The organism is Kitasatospora sp. NPDC090308 (assembly GCF_044769485.1).
Taxonomy (GTDB): domain Bacteria; phylum Actinomycetota; class Actinomycetes; order Streptomycetales; family Streptomycetaceae; genus Kitasatospora; species Kitasatospora fiedleri.
Map to the genome: position 1 here is coordinate 625,550 of NZ_JBIVXY010000003.1, position 15,567 is coordinate 641,116.

The window sequence follows — 15,567 nt, forward strand, 5'->3', positions numbered from 1 at the left end:
GAGGGCGGGAAGACACCCCTATTCGATCATCGGCATGTCAGGGACGCCCCCCTCATGCCCCGGTCCCGCGGACTCACTCGCCCTCCAGATCACCTTCCGTCTCCAGCAGCACCTGCCGCAGCTCGTCCAGCAGCGCCGCGTCCGGCTCCGCCCACAGGCCGCGCCCCGCGGCCTCCAGCAGGCGCTCGGCGATGCCGTGCAGGGCCCACGGGTTGGCCTCGGCGAAGAACTCGCGGTTGACCGGGTCGAGCACGTACTCCTCGGTCAGCTTCTCGTACATCCAGTCGGCGACCACCCCGGTGGTCGCGTCGTAGCCGAACAGGTAGTCGACGGTCGCGGCCATCTCGAACGCGCCCTTGTAGCCGTGCCGCCGCATCGCCTCCAGCCAGCGCGGGTTGACCACCCGGGCGCGGAAGACCCGGGCCGCCTCCTCGGTCAGGGTGCGGGTGCGCACCGTCTCGGGGCGGGTCGAGTCGCCGATGTACGCGGCCGGGCTGCTGCCGGTCAGCGCCCGGACGGTGGCCACCATGCCGCCGTGGTACTGGAAGTAGTCGTCCGAGTCGGCGATGTCGTGCTCGCGGGTGTCGGTGTTCTTCGCCGCCACCGTGATCCGCCGGTACGCGGTCTCCATCTCCTCGCGCGCGGGCCGCCCGTCCAGGTCGCGCCCGTACGCGTAGCCGCCCCACACCGTGTACACCTCGGCCAGGTCGGCGTCGGTGCGCCAGTCCCGGCTGTCGATCAGCTGGAGCAGGCCCGCGCCGTAGGTGCCCGGGCGGGAGCCGAACACCCGGACGGTGGCCCGGCGTTCGTCGCCGTGCTCGGCCAGGTCGGCCTGCACGTGGGCCCGGACGAAGTTCTGCTCGTCCGGCTCCTCCTGGCGGGCGGCCAGCCGCACCGCGTCGTCCAGCAGCGCCACCACGTGCGGGAAGGCGTCCCGGAAGAAGCCCGAGATGCGCAGCGTCACGTCGATCCGCGGCCGGCCCAACTCGGCCGCCGGGATCGGCTCCAGGCCGGTCACCCGGCGCGAGGCGTCGTCCCACACCGGGCGCACGCCCAGCAGGGCCAGCGCCTCGGCGATGTCGTCGCCCGCGGTGCGCATCGCCGAGGTGCCCCAGAGCGAGAGGCCCACCGACGGCGGGAACCGGCCGTCGTTGTCGGCCCGGTAGCGCTCGACCAGCGAGGCGGCCAGCGCCTGGCCGGTCTCCCAGGCCAGCCGGGACGGGACGGCCTTCGGGTCCACCGAGTAGAAGTTGCGGCCGGTGGGCAGCACGTTGACCAGCCCGCGCAGCGGGGAGCCGGACGGGCCGGCCGGGACGAAACCGCCCTGGAGGGCGTGCAGCACCGCGTCCAACTCGTCGGTGGTGGCGGCCAGTCGGGGCACCAGCTGGGCCGCCGCGAAGTCCAGGACGTCGGCGACGGCGGACGGCAGCCCGGCGGCGACCTTCTCCACCGCGGCCGGGTTCCAGTCCTCCGCCTCCATCGCCTCCACCAGCGCGCGGGCCTTCGCCTCCGCCGCGTCCGTCGCGCCCAGCGACAGCGCCGCCTCGTCCAGGCCCAGCGCCTCGCGCAGGCCCGGCAGCGCGCTCACGCCGCCCCAGATCTGCCGGGCCCGCAGGATCGACAGCACGATGTTCACCCGGTCGGTGCCCGCCGGGGCCTGGCCCAGCACGTGCAGGCCGTCGCGGATCTGCGCGTCCTTCACCTCGCACAGCCAGCCGTCGACGTGCAGCAGGAAGTCGTCGAAGCCGTCGTCCTCCGGGCGCTCGTCCAGGCCCAGGTCGTGGTCGAGCTTGGCGGCCTGGATCAGCGTCCAGATCTGCGCCCGGATCGCGGGCAGCTTCGCCGGGTCCATCGCCGCGATGTTCGAGTGCTCGTCCAGGAGCTGCTCCAGGCGGGCGATGTCGCCGTAGGAGTCGGCGCGCGCCATCGGCGGCACCAGGTGGTCGACCAGGGTGGCGTGCGCCCGGCGCTTGGCCTGGGTGCCCTCGCCCGGGTCGTTCACCAGGAACGGGTAGACCAGCGGCAGGTCGCCGAGCGCCGCGTCCGGGCCGCACTCCGCCGACAGCGCCGCCGTCTTGCCCGGCAGCCACTCCAGGTTGCCGTGCTTGCCCAGGTGCACCACCGCGTGCGCGCCGAAGCCGCCGTCCGCGCGGTCCGCCGCGATCCACCGGTAGGCCGCCAGGTAGTGGTGGCTGGGCGGCAGGTCCGGGTCGTGGTAGATCGCCACCGGGTTCTCGCCGAAACCGCGCGGCGGCTGGATCAGCACCAGCAGGTTGCCCGAGCGGATCGCGGCCAGCACGATGTCGCCGTCCGGGTTGTGCGAACGGTCCACGTACAGCTCGCCCGGCGCCGGGCCCCAGTGCTCCTCCACCCGCTCGCGCAGCCCCTGCGGGAGGGTCGCGTACCAGCGCCGGTAGTCGGCGGCCGGGATGCGCACCGGGTTGCGCGAGAGCTGGTCCTCGGTCAGCCACGCCTGGTCGTAGCCGCCCGCCTCGATCAGCGCGTGGATCAGCGCGTCGCCCTCGTGGCCGCCCTCGGTGCCGGTGTCCAGGCCGGGCAGGCCGTCGCCCAGGTCCATGCCCTCCGCGCGCAGCCGCTCCAGCAGCCGGATCGCCGACGCCGGGGTGTCCAGGCCCACCGCGTTGCCCACCCGGGCGTGCTTGGTCGGGTACGCGGACAGCACCAGGGCGAGCCGGCGCTCGGCCGCCGGGGTGTGCCGCAGCAGGGCGTGCCGCACCGCGATGCCCGCGACCCGCGCCGCCCGCTCCGGGTCCGCCGCGTAGACCGTCAGGCCGTCCTCGTCGACCTCCTTGAACGAGAACGGGACGGTGATCAGCCGGCCGTCGAACTCCGGCACCGCGACCTGCGTCGCCGTGTCCAGCGGCGACAGGCCGTCGTCGCTGTCCTCCCACCGGGCCCGCGACCAGGTCAGGCAGAGCGCCTGCAGGATCGGCCGGTCCAGCGCCGCCAACGCGCCCGCGTCCCAGGCTTCTTCGTCCCCGCCCGCCTGCGCGTCCGCCGGGCGGGTGCCGCCCGCCGCCAGCACGGTCGTCACGATCGCGTCGGCCGCGCCCAGCTCCGCCAGCAGCTCCGGCTCCGCGCCGCGCAGCGACGCGCAGAAGTACGCCCTGGCCCGCGCGCCCCGGTCCTCGACCGCCCGGCAGAGCGTCTCGACGAACGCCGTGTTGCCACTCATGTGGTGCGCCCGGTAGTACAGCACCGCGACGACCGGGCCCTCGCTGGTGCGCGCCTCCCGCTCCAGCGGACCCCAGGCCGGGGCCGAGGCCGGGGGCGCGAAGCCGTGGCCGGTCAGCAGCACCGTGTCGGACAGGAACGCGCCCAGCTCCGCCAGGTTCGCCGGACCGCCGTGCGCCAGGTACACGTGCGCCTCCGCCGCGATGCCCGCCGGGACGGTCGACAGCTCCATCAGCTGCGCGTCCGGCGCCTGTTCACCGGTCAGCACCACCACCGGGCGCGGCCCCGCCAGCAGCGCGTCCAGCCCCTCCTGCCAGGCCCGGCGCCCGCCCAGCAGGCGCACCACCACCAGCTCCACGCCCTCCAGCAGCGCGGGCAGCTCCTCGGGCGACAGCCGCGCCGGGTTGCCCCAGCGGAACGGCACCGGGCCGCTCGACGCCCGGGCGCTCAGCAGGTCGGTGTCGGACGTGGACAGCAGCAGGATCATGCGGAGGCCCTCCCGGGCGTCTCGGACAGCTCGGACAGCGCGGGGCGGACGGCGTGGGGCAGCCCAGCACGGGCGGCGTGGGACGGCCCGGCGACGGCGGGCGCCCGCCGGGGCACGGGCATGCGGCAGCGCATGGAACAGCCTTCCTCGGGGTCCTCGCCCCGGGCGGTGGAGGACGGCCGGAGTTCCTGGCTCCCGCGGCTCACTGAGCCGCGGTCACAGTGGCGGGACCGCCCCGGATTCGCACCGGACTTCCTCCGCTGTGCCGTCGCTGGCAGCGGACGCCCCGAGAGGCGCCCGGCAGCATCGTACGGGGTGATCGGCCCCCGGGGGAGTGTGACCTGTGACGCTGACCGAAACCCGACCGTCCGCACCCCCGCCCCCGGACCGCCCCGCCCTGAGCTGCGCAATCGCCCGCCCGGCCGGACCGCGGGTGTGACCCACGAGCGGACCGCGGGTGTGACGCACGAGGCGGTGGCGCGTCCGCACCCGATGGGTATGCTCGCCGCCATGCCACCCACACCCGACGCCGCCCAGGCACCCTCCGTCGGGCCCGACCGAGGCCGCGCCGACGCCTGCCCCGGCGCGCTCCGCCTGCACCCCGCCGAGGACGGCAACCTCGCCCGACTCCGGCTGCCCGGCGGGTTTCTGACGCGCCGTCAGCTGCTCGCGGTCGCCGACGCCACCGACGCCCTCGGTGACGGCGAGGTCGAGATCACCTCGCGCGGCAACGTCCAGCTGCGCGGCCTCGCCGACGGCTGCGCCGCCGACCTCGCCGAACGGCTGCGCGCCGTCGGCCTGTTGCCCTCCGACACCCACGAGCGCGTCCGCAACGTGGTCGCCTCGCCGCTCGCCGGGCTCGACGGGCGGGGCGTCGGCGGCGGCGAGATCGCGTACTGGGTACGGGAGTTGGACCGGGCGCTGTGCGCCGCGCCGTGGGCCGCCGGGCTGTCCGGCAAGTTCCTGTTCGCCCTCGACGACGGCCGCGGCGACGTCGCCGCGCTGAACGCCGATGTGACCTTGATCGCAGTCGGCGCCGGCCGCGCCCTGCTCCGCCTCGGCCGGGCCCGCCGCGCCACCGCCGTCGACGCCCCCGTCCCGGCCGCGCTCGACGCCGCCCGCCGCTTCCTCGACCTCGCCGCCGGCCGGGCCTGGCACCCGCGCGAGCTCCAGGCCGAGCTGCCCGAGGGCGACGTCCCGCTGCCCCCGTTCGCCGGGGAGCCGCCCGCGCTCGGCGCGGTGAGGGCGGCAGGTGCGGTGGGCGCGGTGGTCGGCGGCCTCTCGGTCGGCCTGCGGTTCGGGCGCGCGAGCAGCGCGCAGTGGCGGCTGCTCGCGGCGGCGCTGGGCGAGGCGGCGCTGGGCGAGGGGGCTCCGGACGAGGGGGCTCCGGGCGGGGGGGCCCGGGACGGTGAGGGCCCGCGGGCCGCCCGGCTCACCCCCTGGCGCGGCGTCGTGCTGCCCGGCGCCGACGGCTCCTGGCTGGCGCGGCTGGCCGACGCCGGATTCCGCACCGCCCCCGGCGGCCCCTGGGAGGGCGTCACCGCCTGCACCGGCCTGCCCGGCTGCGGGAAGTCCCTCGCCGACGTCCGCGCCCAGGCCGCCCGGGCCGTCGCCGACGTCCCCGCCGAGGGGCTGCCCGTCCACTGGTCCGGCTGCGCCCGCCGCTGCGGACACCCCGCCGGCCGCTGGGTCGACGTGCTGGCCACCGCGGCCGGACACCGCGTCACCGTCGACGGCACCGTGCGCGACACCGAAGAGAACGAAACGGCCGAGGCAGTCGCCGAAGCCCGGAACACCCCATGGCGGAGGCCCAAATGATCGACTACGAGAAGGACGGCGCGGCCATCTACCGCCAGTCCTTCGCCACCATCCGGGCCGAGGCGGACCTCGCCCACCTGCCCGCCGACGTCGCCCGGGTCGCCGTCCGGATGATCCACGCCTGCGGCATGACCGACCTGGTCGACGACCTGCTCTGGTCGCCGAACGCCGTCGCCGACGCCCGCCGCGCCCTGCTCGACGGCGCGCCGATCCTGTGCGACGTCAACATGGTCGCCAGCGGGGTGACCCGCAAGCGGCTGCCCGCCGACAACGAGGTGCTCTGCACCCTCACCGACCCCGCCGTCCCGGAACTCGCCCGCGCCATGGGCACCACCCGCAGCGCCGCCGCGATGGAACTGTGGCTGCCCCGGCTGGAGGGTGCGGTCGTCGCCGTCGGCAACGCCCCCACCTCGCTGTTCCGCCTGCTGGAGCTGGTCGAGGCGGGCGCGCCCCGGCCCGCCGCCGTGATCGGCGTCCCGGTCGGCTTCATCGGCGCCGCCGAGTCCAAGCAGGCCCTCGCCGACCACCCCTCCGCCCTGGAGCACCTGGTGGTCCGGGGCCGCCGCGGCGGCAGCGCGATCGCCGCCGCCGCCATCAACGCGATTGCGAGCGAAGAAGAATGACGGACAGTCAGCAAGGCGGCCGCGGCGTCGGCCGGCTGTACGGCGTCGGCGTCGGACCGGGCGACCCCTCGCTGGTCACCGTGCGCGCCGCCGAACTCATCGGCAAGGCCGACGTCATCGCCTACCACTGCGCCCGGCACGGCCGCTCGCACGCCCGCGCCATCGCCGAACGGTACCTGACGGGAAGTCAGCTCGAAGAACGGCTGATGTACCCCGTCACGGTGGAGACCACCGACCACCCCGGCGGCTACCGCGGCGCGCTCGACGACTTCTACCAGGAGGCCGCCGCCCGGCTCGCCGCCCACCTCGACGCCGGACGCGACGTCGTCGTCCTCGCCGAGGGCGACCCGCTGTTCTACGGCTCCTACCAGCACATGCACAAGCGGCTCGCGCACCGCTACCCGACCGAGGTCGTCCCCGGCGTCACCTCGATCAGCGCCGCCGCCGCCCGGCTGGGCACCCCGCTGGTCGAGGCCGAGGAGATCCTCACGATCATCCCCGGCACCCTCCCCGAGGAGGAACTCGCCGCCCGACTCGCCGCCACCGACTCCGCCGTCGTCATGAAGCTCGGCCGGACCTTCCCCGCCGTTCGCCGCGCCCTGGAGCGCACCGGCCGACTGGCGGACGCCCGCTACGTCGAGCGTGCCACCATGGACGGCGAACGCACCGGGGCGCTCGCCGAGATCGACCCGGAGAGCGTGCCGTACTTCTCGGTCGCCGTGCTGCCCAGCAAGGTCGCCGCGCTCGACTCCGCGGGGCGGCCCTTCGCGGCCCCGGCCCAGGACGCCCCGGTCCAGGACGCCTCGGCCCGGCATGCCTCGACGCAGGACGACTCGGAGGCGGTCGGAGAGGTGGTGGTGGTCGGGACCGGTCCCGCCGGGCCGCTCTGGCTCACCCCCGAGGCGCGCGGCGTCCTCGCGAACGCCACCGACCTGGTCGGCTACACCACCTACCTGGACCGGGTGCCCGTCCGCGCCGGGCAGGTCCGGCACGGCTCCGACAACAAGGTCGAGGGCGTCCGCGCCGAGTTCGCCCTGGAGCTGGCCCGCCGGGGCCGCCGGGTCGCCGTGGTCTCCTCCGGCGACCCCGGCGTCTTCGCGATGGCCACCGCCGTCCTCGAAGCCGCCTGCGAGGACCCCTACCGGGACGTCCCCGTGCGGGTCCTGCCCGGCATGACCGCCGCGCACGCCGCCGCCTCCCGGGCCGGGGCGCCGCTCGGCCACGACTACGCGGTGATCTCGCTCTCCGACCGGCTCAAGCCCTGGGAGGTGATCGCCCGCCGGCTGCGCGCCGCCGCCGAGGCCGACCTGGTCCTCGCGCTGTACAACCCCGGCTCCAAGTCCCGTACCACGCAGGTCGGTTCGGCCCGTGACCTGCTGCTGGAGTACCGCTCCCCGGAGACCCCGGTGGTGCTGGCCCGGGACGTCGGCGGCCCCACCGAGCGGGTCCGCACCGTCGAACTCGCCGCGCTCGACCCGGCGGACGTCGACATGCGCACCCTGCTGCTGGTCGGCTCCACCCAGACCCGGTGGGTGCGGCGCGGCGGCGGGGCCGAGGTGGTGTGGACGCCGCGCCGCTACCCCGAGGGGTAGCGGGGGCGGGGTGGTCGGCGGCGCGTCAGGCGGGGCGGGCCCGGCAGCGGTCCAACTGCCGGACCCAGTCGGCCGCCCCGGCGACGTCCGGGGCGGTGCGCACGCCCTCCGGGGCGGCCGGGCGCTGCACCACGACCACCGGCAGGCCCAGTTCGCGGGCGGCGGTCAGCTTGGGGGCGGTGGCGGCGCTGCCGCTGTCCTTGGTCACCAGCACCTCGATGCGGTGCGCGCGCAGCAGCGCGCGCTCCCCGTCCAGGGTGAACGGGCCGCGCTCCAGCAGCACTTCGGTGGCGGCGGGCATCGGCGGCTCGGGCGGCTCGACCGAGCGGGCCAGGAAGGTCAGGCCGTCCAGGTGCGCGAAGGCGGCGATGCCCTGGCGCCCGGTGGTCAGGAACACCCGGGTGCCGAGCGCGGGCAGCGCCTGCGCGGCGGCGGCCAGGCTCGGCACCGGGTGCCAGCGGTCGCCGTCCTGCGGGGCCCAGCCGGGGCGGCGCAGCGCCAGCAGCGGGGTGCCGGTCCCGGCGGCGGCCAGCGCCGCGTTGCGGCTGATCCGCTCGGCGAACGGGTGGGTGGCGTCCAGCAGCGCGTCCACGGCGTGCGCGCGCAGCCAGGCGGCCAGGCCGGACGGGCCGCCGAAGCCGCCGATCCGGACCTCCCCGACGGGCAGCCGGGGCCGGGCCACCCGCCCGGCCAGCGAGCTGGTCACCCGCAGCGCCGGGTCGGCCGCCAGGACGTCCGCCAGCCGGCGGGCCTCGCTGGTGCCGCCGAGGATCAGGACGTGCATGACGGGCTCCCGGGGCCGCTGTGGTCAGGACACACCACCCTAACCGGGCGGTCGGGACGGCCGGCGTGGGACGGTGGGACGGTGGGAGCGGGGCAGGGTGGACGAGTCGACGAGGGCGGACAGAGCGGTGAGCGGTGAGGTGCGGGACGGCGCTCCGGCGGCCGGTGGCGGGGCGGCCGAGGGCGGGCGCCGGGGCCAGTTGCGCAGCAGCGGGCTGCGGCCCGGCTGGACCACGGGGGCGTGCGCGACGGCGGCGACCAAGGCGGCGTACACGGCCCTGCTCGGCGGCGGCTTCCCGGACCCGGTGGTGATCACGCTGCCGAAGGGGGAGCGGCCCGCGTTCGCGCTGGCGGTGGAGGAGGTCGCGGCGGGCCGGGCCAGCGCCGGGGTGGTGAAGGACGCGGGCGACGACCCGGACGTGACGCACGGCGCGCTGGTGCGCGCCACGGTGCGGCCGGGCCCGGCGGGCAGCGGGGTGGTGTTCCGGGCCGGTCCGGGGGTGGGGACGGTCACCAAGCCGGGCCTGCCGCTGGCGGTCGGCGAGCCGGCCGTCAACCCGGTGCCCCGGCAGCTGATCCGCGAGGTGGTCGCCGAGGTGGCCCGGGAGTTCGGGGCGTCCGGCGACGTGGAGGTGGAGCTGTCCGTCGACCGCGGCGAGGAGATCGCCCGGCACACCTGGAACCCGCGGCTGGGCATCCTCGGCGGCCTGTCCATCCTCGGCACCACCGGCGTCGTCGTCCCCTACTCGTGCTCGGCCTGGATCGACTCGATCCGCCGGGGCATCGACGTGGCCCGGGCCGCCGGGCACACCCACGTCGCGGGCGCGACCGGCTCGACCTCGGAGAAGGTGGTGGTCGCCGAGTACGGCCTGCCCGAGGACGCGCTGCTCGACATGGGCGACTTCGCCGGGGCGGTCCTGAAGTACCTGCGCCGCCACCCGGTGCCGCGGCTGACGGTCTGCGGCGGCTTCGCCAAGCTCTCCAAGCTCGCCGACGGCCACCTCGACCTGCACTCCGGTCGCTCCCAGGTCGACAAGGGCCGGCTCGCCGCGCTGGCCCGGGAGGGCGGCGCGACCGAGGAGCTGGTCGCGCGGGTCGCCGCCGCCAACACCGCCCTGGAGGCGGTGCAGTCGTGCGCGGCGGCGGGCGTCCCGCTCGGCGACCTGGTGGCCGAGCGGGCCCGCGCCGCCGCCCTCGGCGTGCTGCTCGGCGCGCCCGTCACGGTCGACGTGATCTGCATCGACCGCGCGGGCACGATCGTCGGCCGGGCCGCCCCCGCCGGGCCCTGAGCGAACCCGGCGGGCCGTCGGTTCCCGTTCGGCGCACGCTGCCCGCGTACCGCCGCGCGAAGGCCCCCGGTCCGCGCGGGGCCGGGGGCCTTCGCGGCGCCGGGGTCAGCCGGTGACGACGGCCTGGGCGTCGATCTCCACCAGCATCGGCTCCTGCGGGAGTTCGACGAAGATCGTGGTGCGGCAGGGCTTCACGCCGCCCGGCGCGATGTTCTCCTCGATGAACTGGGCGTACACCTCGTTCATCAGCGGGAAGTCGGCCCGCTTGGTCAGGTAGACGCGGAACATCACCACGTCCTCGATGCTCGCGCCGCCGGCCTCGACGATCGCCTTGACGTTCTCCAGCGTGCGCCGGGTCTGCGCCTTCACGTCGCCGTGGTACAGGTAGTCGCCGGTCGCCGGGTCCTGCGGGCCCTGGCCGGAGACCTGCAGGATCGGGCCCTTGCGCACGCCCTGGGAGAACATCCAGGCCGGGGCGGGCGCGCCGTCGGTACGGACCTCGATCTTGTCGCTCATGCGTCTTGCTCCAGAAGGTTGGTGACGGATCGTCAGTGGACGGTGCCGCGGGCCGGGAGGCCCGCGTCGGCGGAGATCGCCCGGGTGCAGGCGAGCAGCTGGGGGAGCAGGTCGAGCACCTGCTCGTAGCGGAGGACCACGTCCGGCACCGAGATCGACGCGGCGGCCACCACCCGGCCCGAGGCGTCCCGGATCGGCGCGGCCACGCAGTTGATGAACGCCTCGTGCTCGGCGTGGTCCTGCGCCCAGCCCTGCGCGGCGACCTGGTCCAGCTCGGCCAGCAGCGCGTGCGGGCTGGTGATCGTGCGCGGGGTGTGCACGGTGAACTCGATGCCGTCGACCACCCGGCGGCGCTCGACCGGCGGCAGGTCGGCCAGCAGCACCTTGGCCACCGCCGTGTTGTGCAGCGCCGCCCGCAGCCCGATCCGCGAGTACATCCGCACCGGGTGCCGGGAGTCGTACTTGTCGATGTACACCACCTCGCCGCCCTCGTACGCGGCCAGGTGCACGGTCTGGCCGGTCGCCGCGTTCAGCTCGGCGAGGTGCGGGGCGGCGGTGCGCCGGATGCCGCGCTGCTCCAGGGCGAGGCTGGAGAGCGCGAACAGGCCCGCGCCGAGGTGGTAGCGGTACTGCGCGTCGCGGTGGACGAAGCGCTCCTCCTCCAGGCTCTGCAGCAGCCGCAGCACGGTGGTCTTGTGCACGCCGATCAGGTCGGCCAGCTGGTCGAGGGAGCGTTCGCCCTCGCCGAGTTCGGCGAGCAGGCGCAGGGCGCGGGTGACGGTCTGGCTCATGGGTGTCCCGAGTGTTCTTCGAGGGTGCCGGGAGGGGGGTTCGGGCGGTCGGCGGGTCGGCGGGTCGGCGGGGTCAGGGTGCGGGGACGGGCCGGGCGGCCGGGGCGGGCAGGGCGGGGGAGTCGATGCCGGACGCGGAGACCCGGGTCGCCGCCCAGTCCCGCTCGTCGGCGGCCAGCAGCGCGGCCACCGTCCGGGCGTCCGGCAGCGCGCCGTGATCGGTGGGCGCGGTCAGCGCGCCGGCCGCCGCCAGGTGGCCCAGCCGCAGCCGGGAGCGCTGGTCGAGGCCGCGCAGGGTGCCCGCCAGGTAGCCGGCCGCGAACGCGTCGCCCGCGCCGGTGGGCTCCACCACCTCGACCCGCAGCGCCGGTTCGGTGACCGCGCCGCCGTCCCGGTCGAGCGCGGTGACCAGGTGCCCGGAGTCCTTGACCACCAGGGTGGCGGGGGAGGGGAAGCGGCGGCGCAGCGCCCGCGGGTCGCCGGCGCCGAACGCGTCCTCGGCCTCGTCCGCGCCGAGCAGCAGCACGTCCGCGGCGTCCAGCAGCTCCGGCAGCACCGCCGGGTCGCGCAGGCGCCACAGCGCGGGGCGCCAGTTGAGGTCGAAGGAGACCAGCCGGCCCGGGCGGCGGCGGGCCAGCAGGGCGCGCACCAGGGCCAGGCAGCCGTCCGACAGCGCGGGCGTGATGCCGGTCAGGTGCAGCAGCGGCGCGGCGTCCAGCAGCGCGGCGGCGGCCGGGTCGTCCAGCAGCGCGGGGGAGAGCGCGGAGGCGGCCGAGCCGGTGCGGTAGTAGTGCAGGCGGGAGCGGCCCGGGCCGAGGTCGTGCGGCAGGCCGGAGCCGCCGGTCTCCTTCAGGTACACGCCGGTGGGGCGGTGCGGGTCGACCGCGACGGCCGACACGTCCACGCCCACCGCGGCCAGGTCGCCCGTCAGGCGGCGGCCGAAGCCGTCCGCGCCGACCCGGCTGATCCACGCCGTCGGCACGCCCAGCGCGGCCAGCGCCGCCGCCACGTTGGACTCGGCGCCGCCCACCGAGGGGCGGAACGCGCCGACGGCCTCGAACGGCCCCGGCCGGTCGGGCAGCAGCACCGCCATCGACTCGCCCAGGCACACCGCCCGGGCGGCGGCCGCCGCACCGCCTTGATCCGCCATCAATCCCGCTCCCTCGCCCTCGGGCCCGTGCCCCGCTCCCGCCGCCGGGGGCCCGCGCGGACCGGCGCTCGGCGGTGAGCCCGGTGCTGCGTGCCTGGTGGGAGGGGTGGACGAGCCGCGTCGCGGTCCGTTGACCGCCGTCCGGCGTGAATGCTAGAACCGTATCACCAACATGCGCAATAGAGGTTGCGCATGTTGCAACTCCCCAGCTCGCAGGCGGGTCGGGGTTCGAACGGAGGCACGGCGATGGGCGAGACGGTGGACCGGGCGGACGCGGAACGGCAGTCGGACGCGGAACGGCGGCCGGGTGCGGAGCGGCGCGCGGACGCGGGGCGGCGGGCGGGCGCGGAGCAGCGCGCGGGCGCGGAACGGCGGTACTTCGCCGACCCCGCCCAGGGCCCCGGCATCGACCCCGCCGCCGTCGCCGCCCTCGCCGACGAGACGCTCGACTTCCGCTTCAAGGCCGTCCCCGCCGCCGCCCACGGACTGACCGTCCGCGACTGGCTCGCCACCCGCCCCGCCCTCGACGGCCTCGGCACCCCCCTGCTCACCCTCGACGCCGCCGCCCTCGACCACAACCTGCGCACCATGGCCGCCTGGTGCCGCGACGCGGGCGTGCTGCTCGCCCCGCACGGCAAGACCACCATGGCCCCCGCCCTCTGGCAGGCCCAGCTCGCCGCCGGAGCCCACGCCGTCACCCTCGCCAACCTCCCCCAGCTGCGGGTCGCCCGCGCCTTCGGCGTCCGGCGCCTGCTGCTCGCCAACACCCTGCTCGACCCCGCCGGACTCGCCTGGATCGCCGCCGAACTCGACCGCGACCCCGGCTTCGCCTTCACCTCCTGGGTCGACTCCGCCGACAGCGTCCGGCAGATGGGCGCCGCCCTGCGCGCCGCCGGAGCGCGGCACCCCGTCGAGGTGCTGGTCGAACTCGGCGGCCCCGGCGGCCGCACCGGCGCCCGCGGCGTCGACGCCGCCCTCGACGTGGCCGCCGCCGTCCTGGCCGCCCCCGCCCTGCGGCTGGCCGGCGTCGGCGGCTACGAGGGCGCCCTCGCCCACGACGCCTCCGCCACCGCCCTCGCCGCCGTCCGCGGCTACCTGCGCGACCTCGCCGACCTGCACCGCCGCCTCGCGCCCGACTACCCCACCCGCACCCCCGTGGTCACCGCCGGCGGCAGCGCCTACTTCGACACCGTCGCCGAGGAGTTGACCCCGCTGGCCGAGCAGGTCCCCGGCACCGCCGTGGTCGTCCGGGCCGGCGCCTACCTCGCCCACGACGACGGCTTCTACCGCGGCATCTCCCCGCTCGCCCGCGCCACCGGCGCCACCCCGCTGCGCTCCGCCCTGCACGGCTGGGCCCGCGTCGTCTCCCACCCCGAACCAGGACTCGCCCTGCTCGACGCCGGGAAGCGCGACCTCCCCTTCGACGAGGGCCTGCCCGAACCCCAACTCGTCCGCGGCGGCGGCCCGCTGGCCGCCGCGGCCGCCGTCACCGCCCTCAACGACCAGCACGCCTTCCTGCGCGACGCCGGACCGGCCGCCCCCGTCGGCGCCGTCCTGCGGCTGGGCCTGTCCCACCCCTGCACCGCCTTCGACAAGTGGAGCCTCATCCCCGTCCTCGACCACGCCGACGCCGAACACCCCCGCGTCGTCGACCTGGTCCGGACGTACTTCTGATGGCCGACCTGCTGCTGCGCGCCGCCACCGTGGTCGACGGCACCGGCGCCGACCGCTACCGCGCCGACGTCACCGTCACCGACGGCCGCATCGCGGAGATCGGCCGCGCGGGGAAGGAGCTGACGGGGCGTCAGGTGATCGACGCCAACGGGCTGGTGCTCGCCCCCGGCTTCATCGACATGCACGCCCACTCCGACCTGCGGCTGCTGCTCGAACCCGACCACCCCTCCCGGATCACCCAGGGCGTCACCCTCGAGGTCCTCGGCCAGGACGGCCTCTCCTACGCCCCCGTCGACGACACCACCCTCGCCGCGCTGCGCCGCCAGCTCGCGGGCTGGAACGGCGACCCCGCCGACGGCGAGTTCGACTGGAACTGGCGCACCGTCGCCCAGTACCTCGACCGCCTCGACGCCGGGGCCGCCGTCAACACCTGCTACCTCGTCCCGCACGGCACCGTCCGGATGCTCGCCATGGGCTGGGACAACCGGCCCCCCACCGAGCCCGAACTCGCCCGGATGGGCGAACTGGTGGACCGGGCGCTGGCCGACGGCGCGGTCGGCATGTCCACCGGCCTCACCTACACCCCCGGCATGTACGCCGACACCGCCGAACTCGTCGCGCTGTGCACCGTCGTCGCCGCCCGCGGCGGCTTCCACGCCCCGCACCAACGCTCCTACGGGGCGGGCGCGTTGGAGGGCTACGCGGAGATGGTGGAGATCTCCCGCCGCTCCGGCTGCCCGCTGCACCTCACCCACGCCACCATGAACTTCGGCGTCAACGAGGGCCGGGCCGGCCAGTTCCTCGCCCTGGTCGACGCCGCCCTCGCCGACGGCGTCGACCTCACCCTCGACAGCTACCCCTACCTGCCCGGCTCCACCACCCTGGCCGCCCTGCTGCCCAGTTGGTCCACCGAGGGCGGCCCCGAGGCCACCCTCGCCCGGCTCGCCGACCCCGCCGCCCGCGAGCGCATCCGCGCCGACGTCGAGGAGTGCGGCAGCGACGGCTGCCACGGCGTCGTCACCGACTGGGACACCATCCAGGTCTCCGGCGTCCGGCACAGCGCGCTGTCCGCCGTCGTCGGCCGGAAGGTCTCCGAACTCGCCGCCGAGCAGGGCCGCACCGGCACCGAGGTCTTCTTCGGACTGCTGCGCGCCGACCGGTTGGGCACCACGATCCTCCAGCACGTCGGCCACGAGGAGAACGTCCGCGCCATCATGCGCCACCCCGCGCACACCGTCGGCAGCGACGGACTGCTGGTCGGCGCCCGCCCGCACCCCCGGGCCTGGGGCACCTTCCCCCGCTACCTGGCCCGCTACGGGCGCGAGTTGGGCGTCCTCACGCTCGAACAGGCCGTCGCCCGGATGACCGGCCGCCCCGCCCGCCGCCTCGGCCTCGACCGGCGCGGCCTGATCCGCCCCGGCCACCACGCCGACCTGGTCCTGTTCGACCCGGACACCGTCCGCGACACCGCCACCTTCGACCGGCCCCGGCAGCCCGCCGAGGGCATCCGGCACGTCCTGGTCAACGGCGTCCCCGCGCTCACCGACGGCGAGCCCACCGGCGACCTGGCCGGCCGGGCCCTGCGGCGCGGCGCCGACCGGAAGGTCCGGGCGGCGACCTGACGCATCGTCACTTCCACCGGCGGGACG

At 76.5% G+C, this 15,567-nt stretch carries 11 protein-coding genes and 1 riboswitch; of the genes, 6 read left to right on the plus strand and 5 right to left on the minus strand.

Annotated features, from left to right (window positions below):
- Positions 1-73: 73 nt before the first annotated feature.
- Entirely contained in the window at positions 74-3,682 is a 3,609-nt protein-coding gene (cobN, locus tag ACIQVD_RS10335; protein ID WP_402287613.1) for a cobaltochelatase subunit CobN, read from the minus strand.
- Between the two features lie 186 nt (positions 3,683-3,868).
- Positions 3,869-3,933: riboswitch (cobalamin riboswitch) on the minus strand.
- A gap of 259 nt (positions 3,934-4,192) precedes the next feature.
- Here cobN and ACIQVD_RS10340 point away from each other — a divergent pair.
- From ACIQVD_RS10340 to ACIQVD_RS10350, 3 genes are read left to right on the plus strand one after another with little or no spacing between them, the layout of a single operon-like run.
- Positions 4,193-5,500, plus strand: a complete 1,308-nt coding sequence (locus ACIQVD_RS10340; RefSeq protein ID WP_402287616.1) for a hypothetical protein — start codon at positions 4,193-4,195, stop codon at positions 5,498-5,500.
- Positions 5,497-6,123: a precorrin-8X methylmutase gene (locus ACIQVD_RS10345; RefSeq protein WP_400679920.1), complete on the plus strand. Its 627-nt coding sequence runs from the start codon at positions 5,497-5,499 to the stop codon at positions 6,121-6,123. Before ACIQVD_RS10340 ends, ACIQVD_RS10345 begins: the two co-directional genes overlap by 4 nt.
- Positions 6,120-7,715 (plus strand): precorrin-2 C(20)-methyltransferase, encoded by a 1,596-nt coding sequence (locus ACIQVD_RS10350; RefSeq protein WP_402287618.1) that lies wholly within the window; start codon positions 6,120-6,122, stop codon positions 7,713-7,715. Before ACIQVD_RS10345 ends, ACIQVD_RS10350 begins: the two co-directional genes overlap by 4 nt.
- A gap of 25 nt (positions 7,716-7,740) precedes the next feature.
- Here the strand turns inward: ACIQVD_RS10350 and ACIQVD_RS10355 are convergent, their stop codons facing one another.
- A complete protein-coding gene (locus ACIQVD_RS10355) occupies positions 7,741-8,499 on the minus strand; it encodes a cobalt-precorrin-6A reductase (protein WP_400679286.1) in 759 nt (252 codons plus the stop codon).
- A 127-nt stretch (positions 8,500-8,626) separates the two neighbouring features.
- On the opposite strand from ACIQVD_RS10355, the gene ACIQVD_RS10360 reads away from it, so the two are divergent.
- Positions 8,627-9,787 (plus strand): cobalt-precorrin-5B (C(1))-methyltransferase, encoded by a 1,161-nt coding sequence (locus tag ACIQVD_RS10360; protein WP_402287620.1) that lies wholly within the window; start codon positions 8,627-8,629, stop codon positions 9,785-9,787.
- 105 nt (positions 9,788-9,892) lie between these two features.
- Here ACIQVD_RS10360 and ACIQVD_RS10365 read toward each other — a convergent pair whose 3' ends face one another.
- The 3 genes from ACIQVD_RS10365 to ACIQVD_RS10375 all read right to left on the minus strand — a co-directional run bounded on the left by ACIQVD_RS10365 (position 9,893) and on the right by ACIQVD_RS10375 (position 12,244).
- On the minus strand, positions 9,893-10,303 hold the full coding sequence (locus ACIQVD_RS10365) for a RidA family protein (protein WP_402287623.1): 411 nt from the start codon (positions 10,301-10,303) through the stop codon (positions 9,893-9,895).
- Between the two features lie 32 nt (positions 10,304-10,335).
- Positions 10,336-11,094 carry an IclR family transcriptional regulator gene (locus tag ACIQVD_RS10370; protein ID WP_400679293.1) on the minus strand — a complete coding sequence of 253 codons (759 nt, stop codon included), beginning with the start codon at positions 11,092-11,094 and terminating at the stop codon, positions 10,336-10,338.
- Between the two features lie 73 nt (positions 11,095-11,167).
- Positions 11,168-12,244, minus strand: coding sequence for a sugar kinase (locus ACIQVD_RS10375; RefSeq protein ID WP_402287625.1), 1,077 nt, complete (start codon positions 12,242-12,244; stop codon positions 11,168-11,170).
- Positions 12,245-12,490: 246 nt separating this feature from the next.
- Between ACIQVD_RS10375 and ACIQVD_RS10380 the strand changes: the two genes are divergently transcribed.
- The gene (locus ACIQVD_RS10380) at positions 12,491-13,918 is read left to right on the plus strand and encodes an alanine racemase (RefSeq protein WP_402287628.1); all 1,428 of its coding nucleotides are present in this window, start codon (positions 12,491-12,493) and stop codon (positions 13,916-13,918) included.
- Positions 13,918-15,540, plus strand: a complete 1,623-nt coding sequence (locus tag ACIQVD_RS10385; RefSeq protein ID WP_402287630.1) for an amidohydrolase family protein — start codon at positions 13,918-13,920, stop codon at positions 15,538-15,540. Before ACIQVD_RS10380 ends, ACIQVD_RS10385 begins: the two co-directional genes overlap by 1 nt.
- Positions 15,541-15,567 lie beyond the last annotated feature (27 nt).

Excerpts from the sequence above, each read along its gene's own strand:
- cobN (WP_402287613.1), bottom strand. The coding sequence starts at position 3,682 with ATGATCCTGCTGCTGTCCACGTCCGACACCGACCTGCTGAGCGCCCGG.
- ACIQVD_RS10340 (WP_402287616.1), top strand. The coding sequence starts at position 4,193 with ATGCCACCCACACCCGACGCCGCCCAGGCACCCTCCGTCGGGCCCGAC.
- ACIQVD_RS10345 (WP_400679920.1), top strand. The coding sequence starts at position 5,497 with ATGATCGACTACGAGAAGGACGGCGCGGCCATCTACCGCCAGTCCTTC.
- ACIQVD_RS10350 (WP_402287618.1), top strand. The coding sequence starts at position 6,120 with ATGACGGACAGTCAGCAAGGCGGCCGCGGCGTCGGCCGGCTGTACGGC.
- ACIQVD_RS10355 (WP_400679286.1), bottom strand. The coding sequence starts at position 8,499 with ATGCACGTCCTGATCCTCGGCGGCACCAGCGAGGCCCGCCGGCTGGCG.
- ACIQVD_RS10365 (WP_402287623.1), bottom strand. The coding sequence starts at position 10,303 with ATGAGCGACAAGATCGAGGTCCGTACCGACGGCGCGCCCGCCCCGGCC.
- ACIQVD_RS10370 (WP_400679293.1), bottom strand. The coding sequence starts at position 11,094 with ATGAGCCAGACCGTCACCCGCGCCCTGCGCCTGCTCGCCGAACTCGGC.
- ACIQVD_RS10375 (WP_402287625.1), bottom strand. The coding sequence starts at position 12,244 with ATGGCGGATCAAGGCGGTGCGGCGGCCGCCGCCCGGGCGGTGTGCCTG.
- ACIQVD_RS10380 (WP_402287628.1), top strand. The coding sequence starts at position 12,491 with ATGGGCGAGACGGTGGACCGGGCGGACGCGGAACGGCAGTCGGACGCG.
- ACIQVD_RS10385 (WP_402287630.1), top strand. The coding sequence starts at position 13,918 with ATGGCCGACCTGCTGCTGCGCGCCGCCACCGTGGTCGACGGCACCGGC.